Genomic DNA, 15,006 nt, shown 5'->3' with positions numbered 1-15,006 from the left:
ACCGGCGCACGCGCGCATCGCACGTCAGCATTCGACGTCCCGCCCTCCAGCCCGACCGAAACACGCGGCCCGCCGTCCCGGACCGCGTCGCCGACCAGACTTCCCGGCACACCGCCCATTACCGTGCCGTAAATCCGCGATCGGCGCAAACCGGATCTTCAGTCGGTGAACCGGGTTGTCGGCGCGGCAACCCGTGAGCCGGGTACGGGAGCAGGCGCGCCGCCCAACACGAGATCGGGCAAACAGTGTTTTAGGGTACGACCATGCGTTACCAATCCCCGTTGCACATCCTTGGTATCGCGGTCGGTGGCGCACTCGCCTTCGGCATGCTGACCGGCTGCGGTTCCGGTGAACCGAGTTCCGGTGCTCCCGCGAAGCAGGCATCGCAGACCACCTGCGCCGAGTTCATGCAGATGAGTGAGCCCGACCAACTGAACATGGTCGAGCGGGCAGCAGCGGGTACCCCGGGGTGGGAAAATGCAGCGGAGGGTAAACCGGGTCGGGAAGTCAAGGCGGACAACGGTGATGAACCGTCGGTGGAGTTGCAGACGGCGACATCGATAGTCAAGAAAAACTGCAGTCAGCCCGATGCTGCCGAGAAGACGGTTGCGGATTCCATGTACGTACCACGGACAACCACAGTGCCGACTCCGTAACGCGGGCACATCCGCGTGAAACAGTACGCCCACAGTGCCGTTGGCGGATCAGGATCCAAACACCCCGGCATCGAAGGAATTTCGCGAGCCTGCACGTTCCACCCGGCGGGGTGCCGCACATCGGATTCAGGGACAGATCCAGGCGTTCCGGGGAGTCCGGAAATCGGTCTCAGCCGCCATGGCCGCCGAACCCCGGAGGGATAGTGATGTCGGGCGGCAAAGTGACGCCGGGAGGCAGAGTGACCCCCGGCGGCAGCTTGGGTCCGGGAACGACGGTGACCCCGGGGGCCCGACGATTCCGGTTGTCCGTTGACCGCAGGGCATGTCAGCACGACTTTGGCGGTATCGGAGCTCTGCCCTCGGCCCAGCGGTGCCGATGTCCATGCGCCAGTACGCGGATGCCTCAGGAATGAGGTCAGCCGGCAGTGCCGTTCGACGCCGTCCCGCTCCACCAACACCGCCTCGTCCAGCAGCGTGCCTTCCCCCAACTCCGATTTATCTCCGAGTCTGCGCCCTTTGGTACGAGTTCGGCCCCTGACCGGTGAATTACTCACGCTGGTCAGGGGCCGAATCAGGCTCCCCCATCTGGACTCGAACCAGAAACCTGCCGATTAACAGTCGGCTGCTCTGCCAATTGAGCTATAGGGGATAGTTTCCCGGTCACCCTCTCGGGCGACCGGAGAAAACTTTAGCGCATGGGTTGTTCACTTCCCAAATCGTGCTTCTACCTGGGGACATGCGGGGGAGGGGCGGCGTCGACAGGGGGCGGGGCTTCGGGCAGGATGTACACGCGGACAGGCCAACGGGAGGAGCTTCTCGACATGCTGCGGTTGATCATCGGCGTCGCGGCCGGGTATGTGCTGGGCGCGAAGGCCGGGCGAGCCCGGTATGAGCAGATCAGTAAGACTACCCGCGCTATCAGTGAGAGTCCGGTCACACGGAAGCTGGTGCAGGTTTCGCGGCAGCGGCTGTCGGACAAGTTGAGTACGCAGCCGAAGCTGGAGCCCATGGAGCCGCTCGATGAGCGGACCACCATTCTGGTACCGCACGACCAGTTGCGGCGGTAGGCGACGCCGGAACGCACCGAACACCCGAAGTTGGCCGATAGCAGCCGAATTCGGGTGTTCTTCGCGTGTGGGGGTTAACGGCCGCCGAAATCCTCGGAGTTGCCCATGGCCTGGGTGAGCAGGCTCTTGCGGTACTGCTCCAGGGCCACCAGATCACCGAAGAGCGCGAAGTACGCCTCGGACTGTTCGGTGGAGGAGATGCGCTGGAGTTTGGATTTCAACTCCGCGATCTGCCGGCCGACCCACGCCTCCTGAACGCGCGCCAGCACGCCGGTGATCAGACGGGGGATATCGGCCTCGGATTTCACCGGAAGTTGCTCAGCGGCCAATTCGGACACCAAAGCGCGCATGGTGAGATCATCGGTGTTGTCGGCGACCGCCGCGACCCATTCCGCACCACCCAAACCCGCTGCGGTACCGCCCGCTTCGACGATCGCGGCGCGGGTGGCCACATAGGCCGGATGCGTAAAAGCCTCCGGCTCAAGCGAATCGAAGACCGGACCCGCGAAGGCCGGGTACTGCAGGGCGGCGGCCAGGGCCTGGCGCTGCGGGGCCAGCACCGGATCACGCGGACTCGGCCGCGAGGCGACCTGTTCGGTAACCGGTTGCGCCGCTTCACGTTCAGGGATTCCCCGACGAGCGGTACCGGCGGCGGGACCGCGGGCGTTCTTGCGCGCCTCGTCACCGACCCGGCGCACCACCATCTGAATGTCGTCCCAGCCCACCCAACCGGCGAGCTTGGTGGCGTACGCCTTGCGCAGCGCGTTGTCCTTGATCTGCGCGACCACCGGCACACCGCGCCGCAGCGCGTCCACCTGCCCCTCGGGCGTATCGAGATTGTGCTCGGCCAGCAGACCGCGAATCACGAACTCGTACAGCGGAACTCGGCGCGCCACCAGATCCCGGACGGAGCCGTCGCCACTGCGCTGCCGCAGTTCACACGGATCCAAGCCGTCCGGAGCCACGGCGATGTAGGTCTGCCCGGCCAGCTTCTGATCACCACTGAACGCCTTGAGCGCCGCCGCCTGCCCGGCCGCGTCACCGTCGAAGGTGTAGATGATCTCCCCGCGCCAGAAATTGTCGTCCATCAACAGCCTGCGCAGCATGGCGAGATGTTCCTCACCGAAGGCCGTACCACAGGACGCCACAGCGGTTTTCACGCCGGACAGGTGCATGGCCATCACATCGGTGTAGCCCTCGACCACCACCGCCTGATGCCCCTTGGCGATCTCCCGCTTGGCCAGATCCAGCCCGAACAGCACCTGGGACTTCTTGTACAGCACCGTCTCCGGCGTATTGATGTACTTGGCCGTCATGGTGTCGTCATCGAAGAGCCGACGCGCGCCGAAGCCGATCACATCGCCGCCGAGATTGCGGATGGGCCACAGCAGCCGGCGGTTGAACCGATCCATCGGACCGCGCTGCCCCTGCTTGGACAGCCCCGCCGCCTCCAGCTCCTTGAATTCGAAACCCTTGCGCAGCAGGTGTTTCGTGAGCGTATCCCAGCCGCCGGGGGCATAACCGCAGCCGAACTGATGCGCCGCACCGGCATCGAAATTGCGGTCGGTGAGGTACTTGCGGGCCATCTCGGCCTCGGGCTCCCCCAGCTTGGTCATATAGAACTCGTGCGCCGCGGCATTGGCGGCGACCAGCCGGGAGCGGGTGCCGCGATCACGCTGCACCGAGGTCCCGCCACCCTCGTAATTGATCTTGTAGTTGAGTTTGTCCGCCACCTGCTCGACGGCCTCGACGAAGCCGATGTGCTCGATCTTCTGCAGGAAGGCGAAGACGTCACCGCCCTCACCGCAGCCGAAGCAGTGGAAATGCCCATGATTCGGACGCACATGGAACGACGGCGATTTCTCGTCATGGAAGGGGCAGAGCCCCTTCATGGAGTCGGCACCGGCACGCTTGAGCGCCACGTACTCGCCGACCACATCCTCGATCCGAGCGCGTTCACGAATCGCCGCGATATCGCGGTCTGGAAGTCGGCCTGCCACGGGGGCGAGTCTAGCCGCGCGCCGGCGGCGCGCGGGACCGGGACGCACGGCTGGACACCGGACCGAATGCGCCGAACCAGGCATGCCAGGATCATTCGGTGCTCAGCCTCTACCACGACGCCCAGACGCCGGTGCATACCGTGCCCGCCGGGGTGAAACTCGTGGTCCTCGCGGTGGCGGGCACGGCGCTGTTCTTCGTCCGGTCGATGCTGTGGCTCGCGGTGGCGCTGGCCGTCGTACTCCTTCTCTATATGGTGGCGCGGATTCCGTGGCGGGCGACCGCGAGACAGGTAGTGAGCCTCACACCGTTCCTGGCGTTGATCATGCTCGCGCAGGTGCTGTTCACCGGCTGGCAGAGCGGAGTCCTGGTCGGCGAGCGCGTACTCACACTGGTGCTGCTCGCGAATCTGGTCACCCTGACCACCCGCACCTCCGCCATGATCGACACCATCGAAAAGGCATTGCGCCCACTGCGACCCCTCGGGGTGCGCCCGGACCGCGTCGGCCTGCTGGTCGCCATGACCATTCGCTTCATCCCCGTCATTCGTGAACAGGCCGAGCTGGTCCGTTCCGCGCAGCGCGCCCGCGGCATCGAACGCAGCACCGTATTCCTGATCCCACTGCTGATCCGCACCCTGCGCATGGCCGACCAGGTCGGCGAGGCCCTCGATGCCCGCGGCCTCGACTGAACGGTTGCCGAAAATATGCGGACGGGACGTGGCCGAGGACTCCGGACCACGGTCCCTCTAGGATTCCCCGGTGCGTAGTAGGGATTTGGCGCAGGTAGCGCTGTTCGCGGCAATTATGGTGGTGCTCGGGTTCTTCCCGCTCATTCAACTTCCGGGCGCCTTCGCGCCCTTCACCTCGCAAACTCTGGGCGTGATTCTGGCGGGGGCGATCCTCGGAGCCAAACGGGGTGCGCTGGCGATTCTGCTCTTCGACGCGCTGGTATTCATCGGCCTGCCGGTGCTGCCGGGTGGGCGCGGCGGACTCTCGGTCATCATGGGTCCGACGGGCGGGTTCGTGATTGCCTACCCGATCGGCGCATTGGTGATCGGATTGCTCACCGAAAGACTGTGGCGGCAGTACAACCTGCCCATCGCTCTGGCGATCAACTTTCTCGGCGGCGCGGTGGTGCTCTACGCCATCGGTGTCCCGTGGATGGCCGTGGCCGCGCACATCCCCCTGCACAAGGCGATCGTCACCTCGGTGGCGTTCCTGCCCGGCGATGTGGTGAAGACCGTCATCGGCTCATTCGCCGCGATAGCGGTGCGCCGGGCCTATCCGATGATTCCGGCTCGCGCGTGATCGAACTCGACGGCGTCTCACACCGCTTCGGCGAGCGCGAGGTCCTGGCACGACTGGACCTGAAACTCACCGAGCGGCGCATAGCGGTGATCGGCTCGAATGGTTCGGGCAAATCCACCTTCGCGCGCCTGCTGAACGGCCTCCAGGTGCCCACCGACGGCCAGGTGCGAGTAGACGGCCTCGACACCCGCAAACAGGGTAGGGCGGTACGCCGGCGCGTGGGCTTCGTCTTCCAGGATCCGGATGTGCAGATCGTCATGCCCACGGTCGCCGAGGATCTGGCTTTCGGCCTCAAACACCACGGCCTCGCCAAACCCGACATCGCACAACGGGTTTCGGAGGTTCTGGCCGAATACGGTCTCACCGAATTCCGAGACCACCCAGCGCATCTGCTCAGCGGCGGGCAGAAACAACTGCTCGCCATCGCCGCGGTGCTTTCGGTCCGCCCCGACTACGTCATCTTCGACGAACCGACCACACTGCTCGACCTGCGCAACAAACGCCGCATAACCCAACTGCTGCACGAACTTCCGCAGCAGATCGTGGTCATCTCACACGACCTCGATCTGCTCGCCGACTTCGATCGCGTCCTGGTCTTCGACGAGGGCCGCCTACTCGCGGACGGCCTGCCCGCCGAAACCATCGCACGCTATATCGAGCACTGCGGCTAACGCGGCAGCTTGCCCGACAACTGCGTCTCATTGTCATTGATCGCCACACACTGCACCGTCGGATCGGTATTCCACTCCGACTGCGAATGCGGCCGGTAGTAGAGGTAGCTCAGCCCCGAGGTCTTGGCGTCGATCCGATCGAACACCTCCGAGCACTTGGTCTCGGCGTAATCCTTGGACTGCTGATCCCCGGTCCAGCTGGGTAGCGAGAAGTTCAGGAACACCTCGGCATCATGCGGACCACTGCAGGAGGTGACCGTCGCACCGCTGATCGAGGTCTTGCGGTGCACCCCGTTCACGCAATCGCCGTCCTTCAGATTGCGCAGCAGCGTGTACCCGCCCGGCGACGCGGTGCTCGTCGTGGTCGTCGGCAGCGACGGAGTCGAGAAATTTATCGACGGCGGTGTGAAGTTCACCGACGGCGGTGAGTACGCGTCGGTGGTGTCCTTGCTGTCGGAGACGCCCACGGCGAAGATGATCACGCCGACCACGGCCCACACACCCGTGAGCGCGAGGCCGGTGATGGCCAGCCCCTTGCCCTGCTGATTGCGATCCTTGATCTGGCTCAGCGCGATCACACCGAACGGCACCGACAGCAGACACATACCGAGCAGACCGGTGATCAGCGCGGCGATCGCGAAACCATTGGTGCCCTGCGGCGGACCCGGATACGGCGCGGCCGGATAACCCGGGGTACCCGAGTACGGACCCGGCTGCGGATACGGCGTGCCATAAGCCGGATTCTCCGGATAGCCCGGATACGGCGCGGCCCCTTGATAAGAGGGCTGCGCACCGTACGGCGCGGCCGGATCGGGCTGATTGGGCCACTGCCCACCGGTATTCGGCTGCGCGGGCTGACCCCACGATTGCTGATCGGCCGGTTGACCCCAAGCCTGCTGACCGGCACCGGATTGACCCCAGGGCTGCTGATCGGCCGACTGACCCCAGCCCTGCTGGCCGGGCACGCTCTGCTGTGTCGGATCCGCGCCGTAAGGCTGTCCGGGCGACCATGCGACCACCGTCGGGTCCGCGGGCGGCCGCTGTCCCGGCTGCTCGAGCGGTTTACCCAGCTCGACGGGCTTGTCCGGCCCCGACGTATTCGGATGTTCCGGCGGATTCGGATCCACGATCCCCCCCTCCGCGAGCCCGATCGGCCCGCTCTCAGCTCATTTGCCCGCTCACCGTAGCGGTTTCCGATTCGGTCCGCGAAACCTATATATCAGGGGATTACGGCGGCCACCCGTTCCAGGCGGCTTTCGGTATACGAGGCGATCTGATCGACGATCACCCGAACCCGGGCGGAATCGTCGGTGGCCTCCTCCCACCAGGGCAGGAGCAGACGGTCCAGGCCGCGCGGCGCGATGACGGAGAGGTGCTGCGCGACCATCAGAATACGCTCGCGCTGTCCGGCCTGACGGACCTGGTGGATGGGATCGGAGAGCACATAGCGCAGCGCCATGGTCTTGAGCACCGCGACCTCGGCGGCCACGATCCGCGGCACCTCCAGATCGGCTGTGTAGCGGCATAATTGGCGTCCGCCCCAGGCCGCGCGGGTGGCCTCCACCGCCGCGGTGGCGAATCGGCCCACCAGATCACTGGTGAGGCGTTTGAGACCGACCGAAGCCTTGAGCGAGCCGTCATAGGAGGCCGCCGCGACCACCACCGGCAACTCGGAGAGGCGCTGCGCGGCGGCGACCAATTCGTCGACCGTCAATGATTTGTGCTGGCGCGCACCGAGTTCCGCGAGCGCGGCCTGTTCGATCGGATCGGCGAGCGCGCGCAGATCGATCCGGCCGACAATGATCCCGTCCTCGACATCGTGCACCGAGTAGGCCACGTCATCGGACCAGTCCATGACCTGGGACTCCAGGCATTGCCGCCGGTCGGGTGCGCCTTTGCGCACCCAGGCCAGGCGGTCCATATCGACGTCGTAGGCGCCGAATTTGGAGCCGGGGCCCGTTCTGCCCCAGGGGTATTTGATCACCGCGTCCAAGGCCGCGCGGGTCGGGTTCAGCCCGTAGCTGTGCCCCTGCTCGTCGAAGACCTTCGGCTCCAACCGGGTGAGAATCCGCAGATTCTGCGCATTGCCCTCGAAACCGCCGTGCGCGTCGGCGAATTGGTCGAGGGCCTTCTCACCGTTGTGCCCGTACGGCGGATGCCCGATATCGTGCGCCAGCCCGGCCAGATCCACCAGATCCGGATCGCAACCCAGTCCGTCGGCGATACTGCGCCCGATTTGCGCGACCTCCAGTGAATGGGTGAGCCGGGTACGCGGGGTGTCGCCATCGCGCGGACCCATGACCTGCGTTTTATCCGCGAGTCTGCGCAGGGCCGCGGAGTGCAGTACGCGCGCCCGATCGCGGGCGAACTCACTGCGCCGGGCCGGGGTCGGCGACCAGCTGAGCCCGGCCGTGCGATCGGCCTCCGGCACCAGCCGCTCCCGATCGTGCTCGCTGTAGACCTGGTCGTAATCGATTCGCGAACTCATGATCACTGCTCCGCCGTGTAGGTGAAATCGGCCGAATAGTGGGTCAACTGGTACCACAGCAAGGCGAAGGTCTCGCGAAATATGCCGTGCGCCTGCGATTCCCGCGTGTACACGGCCGGGCCGGTCCGGGTCGGCGCGGTCCAGGCCGAGAGTCCGGCATCGCGCGCCATGGTGCGGGTGCGTAGCGAATGCCAGGGATCGCTCACCAGCACCACCGACGTCTTACCGCGCGCCAGTAGCGCTTTGGAGACCGCCTCCACGCTCTGCAGTGTGTCCGAACCGGTCTCGACCGCGAGGATGCGCTCGGCCGGAACGCCGCGGCCCTCCAGATACAGCTTGCCCGCGGCGGCCTCGGTGTAGTTGTCCCCCACCTGTTTTCCGCCCACGGTCACGATGAGCGGGGCGACCCCCTTCTGAAACAGCTTGTACGACTGATCCAATCGGGCCTGGAATACCGAGGAGGGGGTGCCGTCGTACTGCGCCGCACCGAGCACCACGATGGCATCGGCGGCCGCCCAGTCGTCGATGCGGGCCACCTGCCACACCCGCACCGCGGTACCGCAGATCAGCAGCAGGCCCATGAGCAGCGCGCCGATCAACAGTCGGCGGGCCCAGCGCAGGGTTCCCGCGAGGTAACCGTCACGGGATTTGCCGACCGGCGGCGGAGCCAACGCGGGCTCGGGGTCGCGGTTCCGGAGTTTTACCAACCGCGCCGCCGCCACTCGGGCAAGTGTGGGCGCTCCGCGCCGAGGGTGGTGTCATCCCCGTGACCGGGGTACACGACGGTGTCATCGGGGTAGCGGGCGAAGAGCTTGGACTCCACATCGCCGAGCAGTGAGGTGAACTCCGCCGGCGAGCCGGTTTTACCGACGCCGCCGGGGAACAGCGAATCCCCGGTGAACAGGTGGGTGCGACCGGCACCGTCGGTGAAGGCGAGCGCGACCGAGCCCGGGGTATGACCACTCAAATGGATGGCCTCGAACTCCAGATCGCCGATGCGGATCTTGTCGCCGTCGGTGAGCAGACGGGTCGGCGGCACCGGGAGCGCCTCGGCATCGAGTTCATGCGCGGCGGACGGGAACTCGCGGGCGGTGAGCACCTCGGCCAGGGCCCACCAGTGGTCCGGATGGCGGTGCGTGGTGACCAGCAGTTCGACCCCCTCGGGCGCGACCTGGGCCAGCAGTTCCAGAATGCGTTCCGCCTCATTGGCGGCATCGATGAGCAGCGTGGATCCCGTTCTCTCGCACTGCACCAGGTACACGTTGTTATCCATCGCGCCGACCGACATCTTGACGATGCGGGCACCGGGGACAGCGCGCTGCTGCGGGTCCGAACCGGGGGCGACATGACCTGTGTACGAGGTATCGATCGTGATCACGCCTCTGATCGTAGTCATGGCCGCCGACACGGGTGACCGGAAGAAACCTCGTGGCCCGCATCCGGCGGATAGATTCATCTGATGCGGCTACCGAAGCAGCTCTCCACGCTGTTGTCCGGCTTCGTGCTGGCCTTGATCGTTCTCTCCGGTACGACCGCTCCGGCGGGCGCGGAGCAGCCCCAGCGGCTGCCCAGCTATGTCACCGATCTGGCGGGCGCGTTGCGCGGCGGACAGACCGCCCAGGTGCAGTCGGCGATCGACGGGCTCTACACGAAAGACCATGAGCGACTGTGGGTCGTGTATGTACACGACTTCGGCGGGCTGGACGCGCAGAGCTGGGGTGAGCAGACCGCGCGGGCCTCCAACTTCGGGGATCGGGATGTGCTGCTCTCGGTCGCCATCGGTGATCGCGGGTACGCGTTCACCGGGAGTGCGCCGACCTCGGTCAGCGATAAGGAGCTCGATCAACTGCTCGGTGATCAGGTCGAGCCGAAGCTGCGCTCCGGGGACTGGGCCGGGGCGGCGGTCGCGACGGCCGATGGGTTGTCCGCGGCGATGAACGACTCCGGTGGCGGGTTGAGCGTCTGGGTGGTGCTGCTGCTGGTGCTCGTGGTCGCGTTGCTCGTCGGCGGGCTGCTGCTGTGGTCGCGAGGGCGCAAGGCGCGGCGGGGGCGGGCCGAGTTGGAGTCCGCGCGCAAGGTCGATCCCGCGGATACCCGGGCGCTCGGCGCATTGCCGCTGGACGCGCTGGACGCGCGCTCCAAAGAGCTGCTCGTCGATACCGACAATGCGATTCGCACCAGCGCCGAGGAATTGCGGCTGGCCACCGACGAATTCGGCGCGACCGCCACCGCACCATTCACCGGGGCACTCGAAGCGGCGAAGAATGCCCTCGCCAAAGCCTTTTCCATCCGCCAGCAACTCGACGACGATATTCCCGAAACTCCCGAGCAACAGCGGGCCATGCTGGTCGAGTTGATCAGCACCTGCGGGCGCGCCGATCATGAACTCGACGCCAAAGTCACCGAATTCGACGCCATGCGGAATCTGCTCATCAATGCCGGGGAACGCCTCGACGGGCTGACCCGCGATGTGGTCGAGCTGACCACCCGGGTGCCGAGCTCCGAGGCCGCGCTCGCACAGCTGGTGGCCGCACAGCCCGCCTCGGTGATCGCGCCCATTCACGACAATGTGAATATGGCGAAGGAGCGAATCGGCTTCGCGGAGAATGGGATTCAGGACGGGCGCACGGCCGCGGCGCGACCGGTCGGCGAGCAGGGGGCCGCGGTGGCGGCCATTCGCGGGGCCGAGGCGGCGGTGAATACCGCACGCACACTGCTGGATGCGGTCGATACCGCCGCCACCGATATCGAACAGGCGCGCGCCGGATTGCCCGGCATCATCGAGGAGTTGCGCCACGACCTCGGCACCGCCGCCACTCTGACCCGCCATGGCGGACCGGAGCTGACCGCGGCCGCCATCGCCGCCCGCACCGCCCTCGACCAGGCCAGCACCCAGGGCGCGAACAATCCGCTCGGCACCTTCCAGCAGGCGGTCGCCGCGGATACCGTGCTGGACAAGGCGATTGCCGCCGCCACCGATCGCAGACTCGCCGCCGAGGATCTGGCCCGCCGCCTCGACCAGGCCGTCACCGCCGCGACGAGTCAGATCAATGCCGCCACCGATTTCATCGGTACCCGGCGCGGCGGCGTCGACGCCGAACCCCGCACCCGCCTCGCCGAGGCCCAGCGCAGCCTCGACCAGGCCCGGGAACTCGCCGAATCCGATCCCGCGCAGGCACTTACGGCCGCCCAGCGCGCCACCGAACTCGGCACCCGCGCCCTGGTCACCGCACAGGCCGCCGTCCAGCAGTGGCAATCCCGGCAGGCCGGCTCCAACTCCCAGACCGGTGCGGTATTGAGCGGCATCCTCATCGACAGTGTGCTCCGCGGCATGGGCAGCGGATCCCGCGGCGGCGGAGGCGGTTTCGGCGGAGGCGGCTCTTACGGCCCCGGCTCCTACGGCGGCTCCGACGGCTCCCGCCGCATCAGCCGAGGCGGCCGGTTCTAGGGACGCGAGACTGTCAGAGCCAGCCGAGGCGTTCGGCGGTGTGGGCGGCTTCGGCACGGGTTCGGCTGCCGGTTTTGCCGATTGCCGACGAGAGGTGGTTGCGGACCGTGCCTTCGGACAGGTGCAGGGATTTGGCTATGGCGGCGGCGGTCGCGCCGTGCGAGGCGGCGGCGAGGACCTCGCGTTCGCGGGTGGTCAGGGGTGAGGTTCCGGCGGTGAGGGTTTCGGTGGCCAGGGCCGGATCGACTACGCGCAGGCCCAGGTGGACTCGGCGGACGGCGTCGGCGAGTTCGCGGGCGGGGGTGTCCTTGACCACGAAGCCGCTGGCTCCGGCGTCGATGGCGCGGCGCAGGTAGCCGGGGCGGCCGAAGGTGGTGACCATGAGGATGCGGACGTTCGGGTGGGCGGTATGCAGTTGGGCGGCGGCGGCTATACCGTCCATGCCGGGCATTTCGACATCGAGCAGTGCCACATCGGGGTTGGCGCGTTCGACGGCGGCGAGCACCTCGTCGCCGCGGCCGACCTCGGCCACCACCTCCAGATCGGGCTCCAGGTTCAGCAGGGCCGCGAGGGCGCCGCGCACCAGCGCCTGATCATCGGCGAGCAGCAGTTTGATCATCGCGGGTCTCCCATCGGTTCCGCCGGAAAGCTTGCCAGTACTCGCAATCCGCCCTCCGGGCGATTCGCCACGGTGAGGGCGCCGCCGGCGGCGCGCACCCGTTCGCTCAATCCGGTGAGGCCCGAGCCGTAGCCCGCATCGCCCAGGCCGCCGCCGTCATCGCTGACCTCGATACTGGTCGGGGTGACCCGCACGATGGCGTGCCGGGCCCCGCTGTGCCGCACGATATTGGTGACCGCCTCGCGCAGCACCCAGCCGAAGACGACGCTGTGCCGCGCGGGCAGGGTATCGGAGTCCGGTAGATCCGCCTCGATCTCCGCGGCGCGCAAGGCCGTTCGCGCACTACCGAGTTCCCCGGCGAGTGAGACCTCGCGCAGACCGCCGACGGTACTGCGCACCCCGGCCAGCGATTCGCGCGCCAGCCGCTCCACATCGGCCAGCTCCTGTTTGGCGCGCTCCGGATCGACCTCCAGCAGTCGTTGCGCCAGTTCGGTTTTCACCGTGATGACGGTCAGCGAATGCCCGAGGATGTCGTGTACGTCCCGGCCCACCCGCAACCGCTCCTCGGCAATGGCGAGCTCGGTCAATTGCAGGCGAGCGATATTCAACTGCTGATTGCGCTGGATCAACTGGCGGATACCGCCGACGGCGAAGGCCGCCATCGCCATTGATTCCAAGGTGTCGTAGTCGGGTGGGCTGCCCGCGATCAGCTGCGGTACCACGCTCGTCGCCAGCATCACCACGGACAACGTCGCGATGCCCTGCGGGATGGGCAGTGTGAAGGCGATGAACGAGGCCAGATAGATGCCCAGGCGCGCGGCCTGACCGTGCAGCGTCACCGCGATCGCCACCAGGAACGCGAGTTGCACCGCGAGCATCAGGAATATGGTGCGCCGCGGCGGACTCGGCCAGATCGGCCCGATACTGGGTGAGCGCAGCAGATACCAGTACGAACCGATGTACGCCAGCCCGAAGGCGATGATCACCGTGAGCGTGTAGACCCGCGCCGCCGCAGTGTCCAGCGCCCAAGCCGTCCGCAGCGGGGCGATCAGATACACCGACCAGACGGCCGCGAAGACCCAGCCGAGCCGACGGCGTCGCGTAATACTCTCCGGGCTGTCCTCCACAGTGCCGGACGCTACCGCAGGCCAGGACAGCGTGCGCCGACCCCACAGGTCGGCGACCTCAACCGTGGGACCGCCGCCCGATTCCAGAGTGCTCATACGTCCACTATCGAACGGGACGGCCGCCACCGCCCGGCACGACCGTCACCGTTCGGCCATGACAGATGTCATGACCGGCCTCAGATGGTGATGGTCACCGTGTGGAATCCGCTCGGGCCGGAGGGGAAACAGGGCCGGTCGGCGCCGTCCTGCACTTCACCCGAGCGGCCGGTGACGCGGGCCTGGATGGTGTGGGTGCCGGGCGGGAGATCCACCACGGTGCGCCAGCGCCGCCAGGCCGCGGGAGCGGATTCCGCGCCGAGTTCGGTTGGCACCCAATCGGTTCCATCCACCCGGAGATCGACCGCGGAGACGCCCTGTGGTGGGGCCCAGGCGACACCGGCGACGGTGGTCTTGCCCGGGCTGCCATGGCCGCTGGACGCCACATCGATCCGGGATTGCGGTGTGACCCACAGCGTTTCGTTGGTCCAGCCGCGCTTCCACCAGTAGTCGATATGCGAATCATCGGCGAGCTCGAGCTCGGAGATCCACTTCGCGCCGGTGTACTGACCGTACATGCCGGGTACGAAAACCCTTGCCGGAAAACCGTGTTCGGGCGGCAATGGCTCACCGTTCATCCCGATCACCAGGTAGCCGGGCAGCTCGCCCGTGCGCAACTTCTCCATCGGCAGCGAGATGGTGTACCCGTCCACCGCGCGTGTCACCAGCCGCGTCGCCGCCGCGTCCGGCATGGCATGGTCGAAGAGCGCGGTCAGCGGTACCCCGAACCAGCGGGCATTCCCGGCCCGATGCTGTCCGGGCGTGTTGTGCACGCACACCATGACCGCGTCGAACTCCACCGCCTGTTCGGCCAGATCCGCCAGCGACAGCCGCAACGGATGGGCGACCTTCCCGCTGATGCGCAGCCGCCACTGCTTCGGATCGATCCGTGGCGGCCGCGAATTCACGTCCGCCACATAGAATCTGCCCGCCTTGGTGATCAACGGTGAGAGTCCGGGTTCGATACCGAGCCCGTCCTCCGCCATCGGCGCATGCGATCCCATCGGGCCGAGTCGCCGGACCCGCGCGGCGTACTGCTCATCCGCGCGCCGAATGAGCGTCTCGGCGGCGGCCAGCATTCCGGCACCGCCCGCGGCCCACAGCAATCCGCCACCGAGACCCGTTGGCGGGCGGCGCAGTCCGGCGCGCAGGACGGCGGCCGCCGCGACACCGCCCAGCGCACCCGGTACCGAGGGGTTGGCACCGCGCAGCGCCACCGCGCCCGCGCCCGCACCGAGCGCGGTCACCGCGGGCGTGCGCAGGCGCTCCGGCAGCAGCGCCAATCCGGCCGACGCGGCAACGATATTCACCGCGACACCGCCGCGGGTGACCTCCTTGTCGTACCGCCCCGATCTGGCCACCATGGTCTCGACCACCCACACCGGTACGGTATCGGCGAGTAGCCGCCCGATACCGTCGATGACCGAGCCGCCCCGCGCCGCGGCGAGCAGTTCTCCGGCGCCGAGCGCACCGAGCCCCACCGCCGCCGCGCGCAGCAGCCGCCGTTTCTCGTTCACCGACACAGT

At 67.2% G+C, this 15,006-nt stretch carries 14 protein-coding genes and 1 tRNA gene; 6 read left to right on the top strand and 9 right to left on the bottom strand.

What is annotated here, in order from left to right; all coding sequences use genetic code 11:
- The first annotated feature begins 263 nt into the window (after positions 1-263).
- Positions 264-656 carry a hypothetical protein gene (locus tag OHB26_RS20680; protein ID WP_330178922.1) on the top strand — a complete coding sequence of 131 codons (393 nt, stop codon included), beginning with the start codon at positions 264-266 and terminating at the stop codon, positions 654-656.
- Between the two features lie 576 nt (positions 657-1,232).
- Here the strand turns inward: OHB26_RS20680 and OHB26_RS20675 are convergent.
- Positions 1,233-1,305, bottom strand: a tRNA-Asn gene (locus tag OHB26_RS20675).
- A gap of 172 nt (positions 1,306-1,477) precedes the next feature.
- Between OHB26_RS20675 and OHB26_RS20670 the strand changes: the two genes are divergently transcribed.
- The gene (locus tag OHB26_RS20670; protein ID WP_067567582.1) at positions 1,478-1,723 is read left to right on the top strand and encodes a hypothetical protein; all 246 of its coding nucleotides are present in this window, start codon (positions 1,478-1,480) and stop codon (positions 1,721-1,723) included.
- 74 nt (positions 1,724-1,797) lie between these two features.
- On the opposite strand, the gene dnaG is transcribed toward OHB26_RS20670, so the two are convergent.
- Complete coding sequence (dnaG, locus tag OHB26_RS20665) at positions 1,798-3,723, bottom strand: DNA primase (protein WP_330178921.1); 1,926 nt, start codon at positions 3,721-3,723, stop codon at positions 1,798-1,800.
- A gap of 98 nt (positions 3,724-3,821) precedes the next feature.
- On the opposite strand from dnaG, the gene OHB26_RS20660 reads away from it, so the two are divergent.
- The 3 genes from OHB26_RS20660 (at position 3,822) to OHB26_RS20650 (ending at position 5,702) form a co-directional block, all read left to right on the top strand.
- The gene (locus OHB26_RS20660) at positions 3,822-4,412 is read left to right on the top strand and encodes an energy-coupling factor transporter transmembrane component T family protein (RefSeq protein ID WP_330178920.1); all 591 of its coding nucleotides are present in this window, start codon (positions 3,822-3,824) and stop codon (positions 4,410-4,412) included.
- A 70-nt stretch (positions 4,413-4,482) separates the two neighbouring features.
- The gene (locus tag OHB26_RS20655; protein ID WP_330178919.1) at positions 4,483-5,031 is read left to right on the top strand and encodes a biotin transporter BioY; all 549 of its coding nucleotides are present in this window, start codon (positions 4,483-4,485) and stop codon (positions 5,029-5,031) included.
- Positions 5,028-5,702 carry an energy-coupling factor ABC transporter ATP-binding protein gene (locus tag OHB26_RS20650; protein ID WP_330178918.1) on the top strand — a complete coding sequence of 225 codons (675 nt, stop codon included), beginning with the start codon at positions 5,028-5,030 and terminating at the stop codon, positions 5,700-5,702. The genes OHB26_RS20655 and OHB26_RS20650 overlap by 4 nt, the downstream gene beginning before the upstream one ends.
- On the opposite strand, the gene OHB26_RS20645 is transcribed toward OHB26_RS20650, so the two are convergent.
- From OHB26_RS20645 to OHB26_RS20630, 4 genes are all read right to left on the bottom strand, one after another.
- A complete protein-coding gene (locus OHB26_RS20645) occupies positions 5,699-6,829 on the bottom strand; it encodes a DUF4190 domain-containing protein (RefSeq protein ID WP_330178917.1) in 1,131 nt (376 codons plus the stop codon). The two genes, OHB26_RS20650 and OHB26_RS20645, sit on opposite strands and share 4 nt — an antisense overlap.
- Before the next feature lie 92 nt (positions 6,830-6,921).
- A complete protein-coding gene (locus tag OHB26_RS20640; protein ID WP_330178916.1) occupies positions 6,922-8,190 on the bottom strand; it encodes a deoxyguanosinetriphosphate triphosphohydrolase in 1,269 nt (422 codons plus the stop codon).
- A gap of 2 nt (positions 8,191-8,192) precedes the next feature.
- The gene (locus OHB26_RS20635; protein WP_330185722.1) at positions 8,193-8,771 is read right to left on the bottom strand and encodes a YdcF family protein; all 579 of its coding nucleotides are present in this window, start codon (positions 8,769-8,771) and stop codon (positions 8,193-8,195) included.
- A 119-nt stretch (positions 8,772-8,890) separates the two neighbouring features.
- Positions 8,891-9,586 carry an MBL fold metallo-hydrolase gene (locus tag OHB26_RS20630; RefSeq protein WP_330178915.1) on the bottom strand — a complete coding sequence of 232 codons (696 nt, stop codon included), beginning with the start codon at positions 9,584-9,586 and terminating at the stop codon, positions 8,891-8,893.
- Positions 9,587-9,649: 63 nt separating this feature from the next.
- On the opposite strand from OHB26_RS20630, the gene OHB26_RS20625 reads away from it, so the two are divergent.
- Positions 9,650-11,638 carry a TPM domain-containing protein gene (locus tag OHB26_RS20625; protein ID WP_330178914.1) on the top strand — a complete coding sequence of 663 codons (1,989 nt, stop codon included), beginning with the start codon at positions 9,650-9,652 and terminating at the stop codon, positions 11,636-11,638.
- 13 nt (positions 11,639-11,651) lie between these two features.
- Here the strand turns inward: OHB26_RS20625 and OHB26_RS20620 are convergent, their stop codons facing one another.
- The 3 genes from OHB26_RS20620 to OHB26_RS20610 form a co-directional block, all read right to left on the bottom strand.
- The gene (locus OHB26_RS20620; protein ID WP_330178913.1) at positions 11,652-12,257 is read right to left on the bottom strand and encodes a response regulator transcription factor; all 606 of its coding nucleotides are present in this window, start codon (positions 12,255-12,257) and stop codon (positions 11,652-11,654) included.
- A complete protein-coding gene (locus OHB26_RS20615; protein ID WP_330178912.1) occupies positions 12,254-13,480 on the bottom strand; it encodes a sensor histidine kinase in 1,227 nt (408 codons plus the stop codon). The genes OHB26_RS20620 and OHB26_RS20615 overlap by 4 nt, the downstream gene beginning before the upstream one ends.
- Positions 13,481-13,560: 80 nt before the next feature.
- On the bottom strand, positions 13,561-15,003 hold the full coding sequence (locus OHB26_RS20610; RefSeq protein ID WP_330178911.1) for a molybdopterin-dependent oxidoreductase: 1,443 nt from the start codon (positions 15,001-15,003) through the stop codon (positions 13,561-13,563).
- Positions 15,004-15,006: the final 3 nt, after the last annotated feature.

Origin of the sequence: Nocardia sp. NBC_01503 (assembly GCF_036327755.1) — a bacterium.
In the GTDB taxonomy this organism is placed as follows: domain Bacteria; phylum Actinomycetota; class Actinomycetes; order Mycobacteriales; family Mycobacteriaceae; genus Nocardia.
The sequence above is the reverse complement of the archived record's forward strand: the minus strand, read 5'-3'. Positions and strand labels throughout refer to the sequence as shown.